Origin of the sequence: Saccharopolyspora sp. NPDC002686, assembly GCF_040295745.1 — a bacterium.
Classification (GTDB): domain Bacteria; phylum Actinomycetota; class Actinomycetes; order Mycobacteriales; family Pseudonocardiaceae; genus Saccharopolyspora; species Saccharopolyspora oryzae.
This window is the reverse complement of record NZ_JBEOVY010000027.1, coordinates 1-12,554: the sequence shown is the minus strand read 5'-3', so window position 1 is coordinate 12,554 and position 12,554 is coordinate 1. Positions and strand designations below refer to the sequence as shown.

At 69.8% G+C, this 12,554-nt stretch carries 13 protein-coding genes; 7 read left to right on the top strand and 6 right to left on the bottom strand.

Features of this window, described 5'->3' with window-relative positions; genetic code table 11:
• Positions 1–15: 15 nt before the first annotated feature.
• Both benB and benA read right to left on the bottom strand, forming a co-directional pair.
• Positions 16–531, bottom strand: coding sequence for a benzoate 1,2-dioxygenase small subunit (gene benB / locus ABTZ89_RS05965; RefSeq protein WP_270953587.1), 516 nt, complete (start codon positions 529–531; stop codon positions 16–18).
• A 1-nt stretch (position 532) separates the two neighbouring features.
• Entirely contained in the window at positions 533–1,924 is a 1,392-nt protein-coding gene (gene benA, locus ABTZ89_RS05960; protein ID WP_270953588.1) for a benzoate 1,2-dioxygenase large subunit, read from the bottom strand.
• 219 nt (positions 1,925–2,143) lie between these two features.
• On the opposite strand from benA, the gene ABTZ89_RS05955 reads away from it, so the two are divergent.
• The 4 genes from ABTZ89_RS05955 to catC are packed head-to-tail and all read left to right on the top strand — an operon-like array spanning position 2,144 to position 5,345.
• The gene (locus ABTZ89_RS05955) at positions 2,144–3,055 is read left to right on the top strand and encodes a LysR substrate-binding domain-containing protein (RefSeq protein ID WP_270953589.1); all 912 of its coding nucleotides are present in this window, start codon (positions 2,144–2,146) and stop codon (positions 3,053–3,055) included.
• Positions 3,056–3,063: 8 nt separating this feature from the next.
• The gene (locus tag ABTZ89_RS05950) at positions 3,064–4,167 is read left to right on the top strand and encodes a mandelate racemase/muconate lactonizing enzyme family protein (protein ID WP_351040741.1); all 1,104 of its coding nucleotides are present in this window, start codon (positions 3,064–3,066) and stop codon (positions 4,165–4,167) included.
• 26 nt (positions 4,168–4,193) lie between these two features.
• A complete protein-coding gene (catA, locus tag ABTZ89_RS05945) occupies positions 4,194–5,060 on the top strand; it encodes a catechol 1,2-dioxygenase (RefSeq protein ID WP_351040738.1) in 867 nt (288 codons plus the stop codon).
• Between the two features lie 9 nt (positions 5,061–5,069).
• Positions 5,070–5,345 (top strand): muconolactone Delta-isomerase, encoded by a 276-nt coding sequence (gene catC, locus ABTZ89_RS05940; RefSeq protein WP_270953592.1) that lies wholly within the window; start codon positions 5,070–5,072, stop codon positions 5,343–5,345.
• Between the two features lie 16 nt (positions 5,346–5,361).
• Here catC and ABTZ89_RS05935 read toward each other — a convergent pair whose 3' ends face one another.
• From ABTZ89_RS05935 to ABTZ89_RS05925, 3 genes are all read right to left on the bottom strand, one after another.
• Positions 5,362–6,300, bottom strand: coding sequence for a sugar phosphate isomerase/epimerase family protein (locus tag ABTZ89_RS05935; RefSeq protein ID WP_351040735.1), 939 nt, complete (start codon positions 6,298–6,300; stop codon positions 5,362–5,364).
• 29 nt (positions 6,301–6,329) lie between these two features.
• Positions 6,330–7,856 (bottom strand): GMC oxidoreductase, encoded by a 1,527-nt coding sequence (locus ABTZ89_RS05930; RefSeq protein ID WP_351040732.1) that lies wholly within the window; start codon positions 7,854–7,856, stop codon positions 6,330–6,332.
• A gap of 70 nt (positions 7,857–7,926) precedes the next feature.
• Complete coding sequence (locus ABTZ89_RS05925) at positions 7,927–9,030, bottom strand: Gfo/Idh/MocA family protein (protein WP_270953595.1); 1,104 nt, start codon at positions 9,028–9,030, stop codon at positions 7,927–7,929.
• Between the two features lie 213 nt (positions 9,031–9,243).
• Between ABTZ89_RS05925 and ABTZ89_RS05920 the strand changes: the two genes are divergently transcribed.
• Positions 9,244–10,470, top strand: a complete 1,227-nt coding sequence (locus tag ABTZ89_RS05920; protein ID WP_270953597.1) for an ROK family transcriptional regulator — start codon at positions 9,244–9,246, stop codon at positions 10,468–10,470.
• Positions 10,471–10,606: 136 nt separating this feature from the next.
• Positions 10,607–11,866, top strand: a complete 1,260-nt coding sequence (locus ABTZ89_RS05915; protein WP_270953598.1) for an MFS transporter — start codon at positions 10,607–10,609, stop codon at positions 11,864–11,866.
• Here the strand turns inward: ABTZ89_RS05915 and ABTZ89_RS05910 are convergent.
• Entirely contained in the window at positions 11,785–12,036 is a 252-nt protein-coding gene (locus ABTZ89_RS05910) for a cold-shock protein (protein WP_351040791.1), read from the bottom strand. The two genes, ABTZ89_RS05915 and ABTZ89_RS05910, sit on opposite strands and share 82 nt — an antisense overlap.
• Positions 12,037–12,122: 86 nt before the next feature.
• On the opposite strand from ABTZ89_RS05910, the gene ABTZ89_RS05905 reads away from it, so the two are divergent.
• Positions 12,123–12,449 (top strand): chorismate mutase, encoded by a 327-nt coding sequence (locus ABTZ89_RS05905; protein WP_270953600.1) that lies wholly within the window; start codon positions 12,123–12,125, stop codon positions 12,447–12,449.
• Positions 12,450–12,554 lie beyond the last annotated feature (105 nt).

The following is a 12,554-nucleotide window of genomic DNA, read 5'->3' as shown; positions in this document are numbered from 1 at the left end:
CCCGCTCACCTCCCGTCAGAAGTGGTAGATGTCGACCACGTGGTGGATGTAGTCGTTCTTCGGCACCACCGTCTTGCGGCGGATCAACGGCTGCTCGCCGGAGAAGTCGATGGTGTAGAAGGAAGTTCCGTAGTAGGGGTCGACGGTCTTGTAGCGGAAGTACATGGTGTGCCAGTTGAACCGCACGTCGACCACATCGCCGCGGCGCTCGATCACCTCGACGTTGCTGATGTTGTGGCTGGTGCGCGGCTCCGGGATGGACGTCGCCGACGACCGCTCGGTGCGGATCCGGAAGACCCGGTCCTCCAGGCCGCCCTTGTTCGGGTAGTAGATCAGCGAGATGTCGGTCTGCGGGTTCTCCACCAGCAGGTCGTCGTCGCCCCACGCAGGCATCCAGTACACGACGTCGTCGGCGTAGCACTCGAGCCACTTCTCGAACTCGCGGTCGTCGAGGTAGCGGGCTTCGCGGTAGAGGAACTGCTCGATCGAGTTCTGGGTGATCAGCTTGGTCTCGCCAGCCGAAGTGCTCATCTCAGGCCTCCTTCCGGTTCTGCTGGGCGCGCGCGGCTGCTTCGGCTTCCTCCTTGGCGACGGCAGCGCGCATGGTGTCGCGCCAGTAGCCGTGCTGGACCGGGTAGAGCCCCTCGTCCTCGTTCTTGAGACCAGCGGAGATGACCCCGTGCATGCCGAGCGCCTCCGCGACCTCGTCGGGACCGGTGAGCCAGTGCTCGGCGCCTCGGGACATGTCGTTCCACGGCGCGGCGGTGGCGCGGAAGGTGAGCTGGCAGGAGCGGAACTCCTCCAGGTCGTCGGGAGTCGCCATGCCGGAGGCGTTGAAGAAGTCCTCGTACTGCCGGATCCGCCAGGCGCGCGATTCGGGGCTCTCCCCCTTCGGCGCGATGCAGTAGATGGTGACCTCGGTCTTGTCCGGCGCGATCGGCCGGAAGTGCCGGATCTGCGTGGAGAACTGGTCCATCAGGTAGACGTTCGGGTACAGGCACAGGTTCCGCGAGCCCTTGACCATGAACTCGCCCTTGGCCTCGCCGAACTGCTCCTTCAGCTCGTCCATCTTGTTCCACAGAGGACGGTCCTGCGGGTTGCCCGCCCAGGTCCACAAGCAGAGGTGGCCGTTGGGGTAGGACCAGTAGCCGCCGCCGGACTTGCCCCAGCTGCCCGCGTCGAGGGTCTTGGTCGAGTTGACCGACTCACCGGTGTTGCGGCGGGAAGTGGTCGCGGCGTAGTTCCAGTGGGTCGCGGTGACGTGGTAGCCGTCGGCGCCGTTCTCGGCCTGGACCTTCCAGTTGCCGTCGTAGGTGTAGGTCGAGGAGCCGCGCAGCACCTCCAGCCCGTCGGGCGACTGGTCGACCAGCATGTCGATGACCTTGGTGGTGTCGCCGAGGTGCTCCTCGAGCGTGCTGACGTCCGGGTTGAGGCTGCCGAAGAGGAAGCCGCGGTAGCTCTCGAAGCGCGCCACCTTGACCAGGTTGTGCGAGCCGTTGGTGTTGAACGACGGCGGGTAGCCGGCCCCGTCCGGGTCCTTGACCTTGAGCAGGGTGCCGTCGTTGCGGAAGGTCCAGCCGTGGAACGGGCAGGTGAGGGTCATCCGGTTGTCGGTCCGGCGCCGGCAGATCATCGCGCCGCGGTGGGCGCAGGCGTTGATCAGGCAGTGCAGCTCGCCGTCCTTGTCGCGGGTGATGACGACCGGCTGCCGCCCGATGTAGGTCGTGAAGTAGTCGCCCGGGTTCGGCAGCTGGCTGTCGTGGGCCAGGTAGACCCAGTTGCCCTCGAAGATGTGCTTCATCTCGAGCTCGAAGATCTCCGCATCCGTGAAGATCCGCCGGTTGGCCCGGTAAACACCGGCCTCCTGGTCCTCCACGACAGCGTTCGCGAGCGTGCTGCCGATGCGTTCCAGCGCCTCGGTCATGGGTCCCTCCGCGTCGAGTTGCCCGGACGTGCTTTTCCGGAACTCAAGCACGCCGTGTCACCCGTCACACCGGGGTTCTGCCCAGGTCTGGACTGGACGTCGATTCATAAGGACTCGTTATTAATCAGCGGATTTTTCATCTTTGTGTTTCTGAGTCGCCCCGATTAGCGTCGGTTGAAGTGATGCCGAGCACGCCCGGCGACCTGGTAGGAGGTGACCGTGGATCTCAAGCAACTGCGCTACTTCGACGCCGTGGCCGAGACCTGTCACTTCGGCCGGGCCGCCGAGCGGCTGCACCTCGCGCAGCCGGCCCTCTCCCAGGCGGTTCGCCGCCTGGAGGCGGAGCTGGGGGTGCGCCTCCTGGCTCGGACCACGCGGCAGGTGCAGCTCACGGCGGCCGGCGAGTTCTTCCACCGGGAGATCCGCCGCATCCTCGGCGAGCTCGACGCCTCGGTGCTCGGGGCGAAGAGCATCGCCGAGGGCAGCCGCGGGTTGCTGCGCGTGGGCTTCACCGCCACCAGCGCGTTCACACAGCTCGCGCGGCTCTCCCGGATGGTCCGCTCGTCGCTGCCCGGCGTCGTCCTGGAGGTGCAGGCGGACCTGCTGACCCCGGCGCAGGTCGACCGGCTGCTGGACGGGCGGCTCGACCTCGGCGTGCTCCGCGGGCCGGTGGCCGAGCCGGGCATCGAGACGCGCACGCTGCTCCAGGAGTCGCTGGTGCTCGCGCTCCCGGCCGACCACCGCTTGGTGCCGGAGTCGGCGCTGGAAGTCGTCGACGTGTCGGCCGACGAGTTCGTGGCGTACGCCGACGCGCGCTCCGCGGTGAACGAAGCGGTCGTGTCGAGCTGCCGCCGCGCCGGGTTCTCCCCCGACATCACCCACCGCGCCCCGGGCACCGCCGCCCTGCTCGCGCTCGTCGCAGCGGGCCTCGGCGTCGCTCTGGTGCCGGATTCGGTGCGAAGCATGCACCTGACCGGCGTCGTCTTCCGCGACGTCGCCGGCGCCAACAGCATCGACCTCTCGCTGGCCTGGCGCGCCGACGAATCCTCGGCACTCGTGTCGAGCGCGCTGGACGTGCTGGACCACCACGGCTTCTTCACCGCCGCAAGCAGCTCACCCGACCTCGTCTGAGGACGCACATGAAGATCACCGCCATCGAGGCGATCCCGTTCCGGATCCCGTACCTGAAGCCGTTGAAGTTCGCCAGCGGCGAGGTGCACGTCGCCGACCACGTCCTGGTCCGGGTGCGCACCGACGACGGCGTCGTCGGGGTCGCCGAAGCGCCGCCGCGACCGTTCACCTACGGCGAGACCCAGCGCGGCATCATCGCCGTGATCGAGACGATCTTCGCGCCGCAGGTCCTCGGTCTCGAGCTCACCGACCGGGAGCAGATCGCGGCGCTGCTGGGGCGCACCGTCGGGAACCCGACGGCGAAAGCCGCCATCGACATGGCGGTCTGGGACGCGCTCGGGCGCACGCTGGGACTGCCGGTCTCCGTGCTGCTGGGCGGCTTCACCGACCGGATGCGGGTCTCGCACATGCTCGGCTTCGACCGGCCGGAGGCGATGGTCGAAGAAGCCCAGCGGATGCGCGAGGTCCACGGCATCACCACCTTCAAGGTCAAGGTCGGCCGCCGACCGGCGTCGCTCGACGTGGCCGTGGTCCGAGCGCTGCGGGAAGGCCTGGGCCCCGACGTCGTGCTCTACGTCGACGGCAACCGCGGTTGGACCGCGTCGGAGTCGGCCCGGTCGATGCGCCAGATGGCCGACCTCGACCTGGCCTTCGCGGAGGAGCTCTGCCCCGCCGACGACGTGCTCGGCAGGCGCTGGCTCGTGCAGCAGCTCGACGTGCCGTTCATCGCCGACGAATCGGCCACCACCCCGGCCGAGGTGACCCGCGAGGTCCTCGGGGGCTCGGCCACCGCGGTGTCCATCAAGACCGCCCGGACCGGCTTCACCGGGTCGCAGCGCGTGCTCCACCTCGCCGAGGGGCTCGGGCTCGAAGTGGTGATGGGCAACCAGATCGACGGCCAGCTCGGCTCGATCTGCACCGTCGCCGTCGGCGCCGCCCACCAGCGCAGCAGCCTGCACGCCGGTGAGCTCTCGAACTTCCTCGACATGTCCGACGACCTGCTCACCGAGCCGCTGCGGATCGAGGACGGCGCGCTCGCCGTCCGCCCCGGCCCGGGTCTCGGCGTCGAGATCGACGAGGACAAGCTCCGCCACTACCGCACCGACACCTGACCGACCGTCCACAGGAAGGATCGACGATGTCCACCGACACCACGTCCGGAACCGCCACCGCCGCAGCCTCGGGCGCCAGCGCCACCGAGCGCTTCCACTCCGACAAGTCGCCGTTCGCAGCCGTCGCGAACACCCCGCCCGCCCGGGTGGACAAGCTCGCCCGCCGCGTGCTGCAGGCCGTCCACGACACCATCCGCGAGGAGAAGGTCAGCTACGACGAGTACAACGCGCTCAAGGCGTGGCTGATCCAGGTCGGCGAGGACGGCGAGTGGCCGCTCTTCCTCGACGTGTGGGTCGAGCACGTCGTCGAGGAGGTCGCGACCGACCACCGCGAGGGCAGCAAGGGCACCATCGAAGGTCCCTACTACGTGCCGAACGCACCCGAGCGCGGCGCGAAGGGCACCATCCCGATGCGCGACGGCGAAAGCGGGACGCCGATGGTGTGGAGCGGCCAGGTCACCTCCACCAGCGGCGACCCGCTCGGCGGCGCCGTGGTCGAGCTCTGGCACGCCGACGACGAGGGCTTCTACAGCCAGTTCGCCCCCGGCATCCCCGAGTGGAACCTGCGCGGCACCTTCACCACCGACGCCGAGGGGCGCTTCGAGATCACGACGATCCGCCCGGCGCCGTACCAGATCCCGACCGACGGCTCGTGCGGTCGGCTGATCGCGGCGGCCGGATGGCACGCCTGGCGGCCCGCGCACCTCCACGTGAAGGTCTCGGCCCCGGGCCACGAACTGCTCACCGCCCAGCTCTACTTCCCCGGCGACGAGCACAACGACGACGACATCGCCAGCGCCGTGAAGCCCGAGCTCCTGCTCGCGCCGGTCGACCAGCCCGACGGCTCGGTCACCGTCGACTACAGCTTCGTGCTGGACCCCGCCCGGAGCTGAGGGAGAACGATGCTCTACGCAGTCCGAATGGACGTCGACATCCCGCGCGACCTCGACCCGGCCGCGCGGGACGAGACGATCGCGCGGGAGAAGGCGTACTCCCAGCAGTTGCAGCGCAGCGGCGAATGGGCCCACATCTGGCGGATCGCCGGGCAGTACTCCAACATCAGCATCTTCGACGTCGAGTCCCACGAGCGGTTGCACGAGATCCTGTGGAACCTGCCGCTCTTCCCCTACATGGCGGTGGAAGTCACCCCGCTGGCCACGCATCCGTCCGCCATCTGAGGACCGCCGGGCGGGGTCAAGCGGTCGCTGCCGCCGGGAAGTTGGTCTCGACCCACTTCCAGCTGGCCCGCGCGCTGGCCAGCGGCGCCATCGACGGGCGGTCGACCTCGACGATGATCCAGCCGTCGAAGGTCTCCGGGAGTTCGCCGAGGTGGTCGAGCAGCGGCACGCCGCCCAGCCCGGGTTCGAGGAAGAGGCCGTCGGTCGAGGAGGTGTACGGCCCGGGATCGGCCTGCAGGTGCCGGACGCGCTCGACGTCCAGGTCCTTGACGTGCAGGGCCGCGATGCGGTCCCGGTACCGGCGCAGCAGCCCGGTCACGTCGGCGCCCGCCCAGAAGAGGTGGCCGAGGTCGAAGCCCGCGCCGAGCACGGAGTCGGGAATCGCGTCGAGGACGTGCTCGACCTCCTGCTGGGTCTCGACCCAGGATCCGACGTGGTTGTGGAATGCGGGCCGGATCCCTTCCGCGGTGAGGATTTCCGCCGCGCGGCCGATGAGGTCGGTGTAGCGCTCCAGCCTCGCCGGGTCGAAGTCGTGGCCGACGCCGGCCACCTCGTCGAAGCGGGACATCCCGCCGCCGGTGACCATTTCGGCGGACAGGAACACGGTGTCGAGGCCGAGGGCGTGGGTTTCGTCGGCGCGGCGGCGCACCCCGTCGAACCAGTGGAACTCCTCCGCCGAGCCCGGGGTCAGCGCGACGCCGTGCGCCTCCGGCAGCCGGATCTGGACGTAGCCCGGCGCGACCTGCACGCCGACCTGGTCGATCAGCCGGCGGTAGGACCTGATGGTCTGGGTCGTGAGGACTTCCAGCATCACAGCGGAAAACCCGGCTTCGGCGGCCTCGCGCAGCACGCGGGGCTGCTTGTCGAGGAATGCGGGGTCGTCGAACTCCCATCCCCTGGCCAGGTCCGTCCACTGCAGGGTGTTGATGGCGAACTGGGAACGGTTGAGCGTCACGGGGGCTCCTCCCTCGTCGCGGATGCGGTTCAGACGTTCTTCGCGGGACGGCCGAGCGCGGCCAGGACGGCCCGGGCCGCCCGCACCGCGGTGGTCATGCCGGCCAGGGTCGAGTTGCAGACCAGCGCGGTGGGCACCACTCCGTTGCCCGCCACGAAGAGGTTGTCGAAGCCCCGCACCTTGCCGTGCGGGTCGCAGACGTTGGTCCCGTCGTCGGCGGGGCCCATGCGGACTGTTCCGGTGAAGTGCAGCGAGCACCCCGGGTCCAGCAGCGCCGACTCGGTATCCGGGTCGAACGAGCCGAGCGCGTCGCCGATCGCCTGCTGCACGTGCCGCGCCTGCTCGATCAGTTCGCGGTCGCGGTCGGACCACGCGAAGTGGACGGTGATGCGCGGCATCCCGGTGACGTCGGTGGCCTCGTCGGAGAACTCCAGCCGGTTGTCGGCCTGGACCTCGGTCGGGATGTACATGCTCGTCCCGACCTGGTAGGCCAGCCGCGTGCCGTCCTCGGAGGTGAACGTCTGGGTGCCGATCTGGACCTGGAACGGTTGCGCCGCACCGCTGTGCGGCTGCCAGTAGTGCTCGACCACGGTCTCGCCGTCGGCCTGGGTCGGCAGGGCGGCCAGGTCGAACCCGAGCCGTTGCGGGTCGGCGAGCACGCGCCCGGTGAGGAAGGCGTGTTCGTTGAGGTAGCGGCCCAGCGCGGGCGGCCGGATCCCGGAGGCGAACAGCAGTTGCGGGCTGCGGATGGCGTCCGCGCAGACAACAGTCGTGGTCGCCCTGACCACCTGCGCCTCGCCGGATCGCACGTCCTCGAGCCTGGCTCCGCGCACCTCGCCGCCTTCGTGGATCAGGCGGGTCACGCGCGTGCCGGTCAGGAGCGTGAAGTGCGGATCGCTCGTGGCGTCGGCGATCGGCGGGAAGATCACGTTGGGTCCGGTCCGGCGGAGCACGCCGGCAGCGTCCCGTCGGGCGGCCATCGGCATCGGCTGGACGTTGCGGCCGGGGGCGTCGACGTCGGCGAACAGCTTCTCGATCGACGCGGTCACCACGCGCCCGGCCTCGGTCGGCGGGTAGGGATTCCGGTTGATCCGCAGCAGTTCTCCGGCCCGCTCCAGGTCGCGCAGCCACTCGTCGTCGTCCAAGAAGGACGGTACTTCGGCGCCCCACGGCGTGGGGGTGGCGGCCGTCCAGTGGACGCCCATCCCGCCGGCGTTCCAAGCGACCGATGCGGCGGGCATCGCCGCGGCGTCCTCCCCCAGCGACGTGAGGTGGTACATGCCGGGCTCGACACCGTCCAATGTGGATCCGACGTCCGAGGTCGGGGCGACGCCGGTGTAGAAGCCCTGGATCCCGGAGGCGACCCGCTGGTTGTACCGCTCCCAGATCGCGGGGTCGGCGACGTCGTGCAAGTGCTGGCCCGGGGTCGGCCCGATCACCGGACCGCCGTCGGCCATCACGATGCGCACATTCGGGTCGGCGTCGCGGAGATCGCGGGCGACCGCGGCGCCCATCAGCCCGCCACCGACGATGAGCACGTCGAACTCGCCGGTCACGCTTCCTCCTCTGGGGTTTCGATCACGTGCGGTCGCCGCTCCCGGAGGCAGGCGGTCGGCATTCCGGGCTTCATCGTTGCACCTTCGTCCATGATCCGTCGCGAGCGGAGCGCAGCAGCGCGTCGACCAGCCGGGCCGAGCGCAGCCCGTCGGCGAAGCTCGGCAGCCCTTCGGGCGCCGCACCATCGATGGCCGCGTACGTGTCGGCGACGAACGCTTCGAAGCACTGGGCGTACCCCTGCGCATGACCGGCGGGCAGCTGCGAGAGCCGGCGCTGCTCCGAGGCGCCGGTTCCGTTGTCCCGCACCACGATCCGGGACTCGTCCGCGCCGCCCAGCCAGATGCTCTCCGGGGCCTCCTGGTCGAAGACCGCACTGCCCCGGGCACCGTCGAGCTCGAACCACAACCGGTTCTTGCGGCCGGCGGAAACCTGGGAGATCGTCGTCGAGGCGAGCACTCCCGACTCCGTGCGCAGCAGCAGCGCCGCGGAGTCCTCGGTCCGCACGGGAACCCGGGCGCCCGAACCGGGACCGGTGAAACTAGCCCCTCCGACGTCCGGCCGGTCGCGAACGGCGATCGAAGTGGCAGCGGTCAGCTCGACGAACGGATCGCCGGTGACCCACTCGACGAGGTCGCACCAGTGCGAGCCGATGTCGGCGAAGGCCCGGGAGGGACCACCGGAGTCCGGGAAGACCCGCCAGCCCGACACGTCCGGCGAGAGCATCCAGTCCTGAAGGTAGCTCCCGTGCACCAGCAGCAACCGGTCGCCGAACTCCCCCGCTCGCAACCGGGCCCGCAGTTCTCGGACGATCGGGTGGTAGCGGTAGACGAACGGCACCGTCGCCACCAGGTCGCTGCGGGCAGCGAGGTCGGCCATCCGCTCCGCTTGCTCGACCGAGACGCCCAGCGGCTTCTCGCAGATCACGTGCTTGCCGGCGCGGAGCGCCGCTTCGGCGTACTCGGCGTGCGTGGCGTTCGGCGTGCAGACGTGCACGACGTCGACCCGGTCGTCGCCGAGGACCTCGTCGAGATCCCGGTACCCGGTGGGCACCTGCCACTGGTCCGCGACCTCGCGGGAACGCTGCGGCGTCGAAGCCAGCACCCCCGTCACCTCGGCGCCCGCCAGCAGCGCGGCCCGCCGGTGCAGGGTGGCGACCATTCCCGCGCCGAGCACGGCAACACCCCGTCGAGGCGCACCCCGAGATCCGTTCTTCCGAAGGTTCTGCTCCGCCATCACTGTCCTCTCACCTGCGAAGACGTCTCCAGGGGTCTCACGCCCAGTTCCGTCGTAGGCACACGCTAAAACGCTGCTTTATGACGAAACAAGGCAACAATATTGACGCTTTCAGTCAAAAAAACAGCCATTAATGGTCTAGGGTCGGCGGTCATGACCGACTGGACCCCCGTCCGGCTCTCCTGCCCGCCGGCCCACGAAGACGACGCCGACGACCGGATGCACAGCCAGCTCCTCCGGCTCGTCGCGTCCGGTTCAGCGGACACCCGCGCAGCGCTCGTCCGCTCCACCGGCATCTCCCGGTCCACCTTGAACGGGCACCTCGACTCGCTGCTGCGCTCCGGGCTCCTCGTCGAATCGGGCACGGCCGAGCACACCGGACGCGGCCGCCCGGCCCAACGGCTCCGCCTCGCCGCTCGCGCGGGCGTGGTGCTCGCAGCCGACCTCGGCGCGCACAGCACCCGGCTGGCCGTCGCCGACACAGCGCAGACGATCCTCGCCGAGCAGCAGATCCCCCTCGCGCTGGAGCAGGGCCCGGAGGCCACTTTGGACGCGCTGACCGACCAGCTGCGCGGCTTGCTCCGCGAAGCCGACGTCGAGCCCGGGGAGGTGACGGCCCTCGCGATGGGGCTGCCCGGACCCGTCGACGCCCGGACCGGTTCGCCGGTGCGGCCGCCGATCATGCCCGGCTGGGACCGGTTCCCGGTCGGGCAGGTGATGGAGGAGCGCCTGTCGTGCGCCGTGCTCGTGGACAACGACGTGAACCTCATGGCGCTCGGCGAAGCACGGGCCCGCCCGGCCGACGCCGGCCCGCTGCTGTTCCTCAAGATCGGCACCGGAATAGGGGGTGGCCTCGTCCTGGCCGACGGGCGCATCCACCGCGGTTCCGACGGCGCGGCCGGGGACATCGGGCACGTCCGCATCCCGGGCGGTGAGCAGACCACCTGCCAGTGCGGCAACGTCGGCTGCGTCGAAGCCGTCGCGTCCGCCAGCGCCGTGCTGCGCGCGGTCCGGACCGAACTGCCGGACCTGAAGTCCATAGAGGACCTCGCCCGTGCCTTGAACGACGGAGAACCGACCGTGGTGCGCCACGTCCGCGCCGCGGCGGAGACCATCGGTGAAGTGGTCGCGATGCTGGTGCACTTCTACAACCCGCAGACCATCGCGCTGGGCGGCCTCATCACCGCTGCCGGCGACGACGTGCTGGCGGGGATCCGCAGCGTCGTCTACCGGCGCGCACTTCCCCTGGCCACCCGGAACCTCGCGCTGACGCACAGCAAGCTCGGCCGGTACGCGGGCGTGACCGGCGGGATCGTCACAGCTGTGGAGCACACCCTGTCGCCAGCCGGAATCCGGGCGTTGAAGCAGAGCAGGGCTTGACAGCGGGGGCCGCGCGCCCGAACATCCTCGTTGTCTCACGCCCGAGAAACGTCGGAATCGCCACCACTGGTGGCGTCTGCGTGGCCGGATCCTCCTGACGGCGACACGCATGACCGACCCCTTCTCGGAGAATGCCATGACGCAAACGGTCAGCGCAGACCGGTCCGTTCGAACCGCAGGCCCGAAGTTCGTCGCCGCCTACATCGCGGCGCTGCTGGGCTCCTACTTCGCCCTCATCACCCCGGCGTCGGTCACGGTCGCCCTCCGGATCCAGCAGATCGACCCCGAGCACAAGGTCGGCGCCCTGGCGCTCGCGCTCGGCATCGGCGCCCTGCTCGCCGTCATCTCCAACCCGCTGTTCGGCTACCTCAGCGACCGGACCACCTCCCGGTTCGGGATGCGGCGCCCCTGGCTGATCATCGGCGTCTTCGGCGGCACCGCCGGACTGCTCGTGGTCGCCTTCGCCACCACCACGACGATGGTCGTGCTCGGCTGGTGCCTCACCCAGGTCCTGTTCAACGCCGCGCTCGCCGCGATGGTGGCGCTGCTCCCCGACCAGATCCCGCCGGAACGGCGCGGGTTCGTCAGCGCGCTGATGGGAGTCTGCTACCCGATCTCGATGATCGGCGGGAGCTACGTCGCCCAGGCCGTCGCCGGGCTCCCGGCGTTCTGGATGTTCCTGCTCCCCGCGATCGCTGCGCCGATCACCGTCGTCGTGCTGTGCACGGTGCTGCACGACCGACGCCTCGCCCGGGAGGACCGCACCCCGTTCACCGCGAGCGACATCGTCCGGATGTTCTCGTTCCGGCCGCGCCACAACCCGGCTTTCGCCTGGTCCTGCCTGATGGTCTTCCTGCTGTCCATCGGGGTCTCGACCTTCACGACCTACCTGGTCTACTACCTCTCCGACGTGCTGGGCGTCGCGAGCGGCGACGTCGCGCACACCGCGTTCGTGGTGAACCTGATCGCCTTCGGCATCGCCTTGCCCGCGAGCATGGTCGGCGGGTGGATGACCGACCGGTTGGGGCGCCGCGGGCTGATGATGATCGGATCGGCGATCATGATCGCGCTGGCGCTGGTCGTCATGACGGTCTTCAAGACCGTCCCGGCCCTCTACGTCAGCGCCGCGATCGCGGGCGTCGGTCTCGGCGGGTACTTCTGCGGCCACTTCGCCGTCCCCGCCGCGGTGCTGTCCGGAGACGGGGAAGCCGCGCGGGAGATGGGGATCGTGAACATCGCGCTCACCCTGCCCAGCTCGCTCGTCCCGGTCTACGCTCCCGCACTGCTCTCCTTCGCGTCGAGCACCAGCACCAACTACCCGCTGCTGTTCGCCTCCGGCGTCGTCGCATGCCTGCTGGCGATCCCGGTGACCCGGCGGATCCGCTTCACCAGGTGAGGACTTCCATCCTCCGAAACATTGGTTCCCCGTTGCGGCTGCTCGCTTTCGCAGCCGCAATGGGGAACCTCGTAGGTCACCTTCTGGTCCTCGGACAGCTCGCGGAAGCCCGACGAGTCGATGGCCGAGTAGTGCACGAACCACTTCATGGTTCCCTGTGCCGTGACGATGTCCTTGGAAGCTGGAGGTGAACCGGCGACACCATCTGTTGTCGGCTCCGGGAGGACGACCTGCCTCGTGTGCCACGATCATCGGCATGGCTGACTCCGGAGACTCCTACGCCGACCTGGCGGAAGTCCGCGCAGCGATCGACGACTTGGATGCCGACCTCGTCGAACTGCTGGTGCGCCGACAACGCCTGGTGCGTGCGGCCGGCACGTTCAAACGCACCGACCTGGAAGTGCAGGCACCGGACCGGGCTGCAGCCGTCGTCGCCACAGCCGCTGCGCGTGCCGAGGAAGCGGGCGGATCCGGGGAGTTGATCGGCGACATCTACCGGGCGATGGTCGATTCCTTCATCGCCTATGAACGGCGCAACGTAAGCAGTGCCCCGCCGTCCACTCCCCCGGCCCCGAACGACTGAGCGAGGACGAGTGCCTGGCGGCGGCACAAACGCCGGTGGGGGCCCCGCCCGGCCGGGCGGGGTGCCCCAGGACGCCCACGGGTGAGACGCGCACGCGGGCGGCCG

Bases quoted from the DNA above. Each gene is read 5' to 3' on its own strand.
- catA (WP_351040738.1), top strand. From the start codon at position 4,194: ATGTCCACCGACACCACGTCCGGAACCGCCACCGCCGCAGCCTCGGGC.
- benA (WP_270953588.1), bottom strand. From the start codon at position 1,924: ATGACCGAGGCGCTGGAACGCATCGGCAGCACGCTCGCGAACGCTGTC.
- ABTZ89_RS05950 (WP_351040741.1), top strand. From the start codon at position 3,064: ATGAAGATCACCGCCATCGAGGCGATCCCGTTCCGGATCCCGTACCTG.
- ABTZ89_RS05920 (WP_270953597.1), top strand. From the start codon at position 9,244: ATGACCGACTGGACCCCCGTCCGGCTCTCCTGCCCGCCGGCCCACGAA.
- benB (WP_270953587.1), bottom strand. From the start codon at position 531: ATGAGCACTTCGGCTGGCGAGACCAAGCTGATCACCCAGAACTCGATC.
- ABTZ89_RS05915 (WP_270953598.1), top strand. From the start codon at position 10,607: ATGACGCAAACGGTCAGCGCAGACCGGTCCGTTCGAACCGCAGGCCCG.
- catC (WP_270953592.1), top strand. From the start codon at position 5,070: ATGCTCTACGCAGTCCGAATGGACGTCGACATCCCGCGCGACCTCGAC.
- ABTZ89_RS05905 (WP_270953600.1), top strand. From the start codon at position 12,123: ATGGCTGACTCCGGAGACTCCTACGCCGACCTGGCGGAAGTCCGCGCA.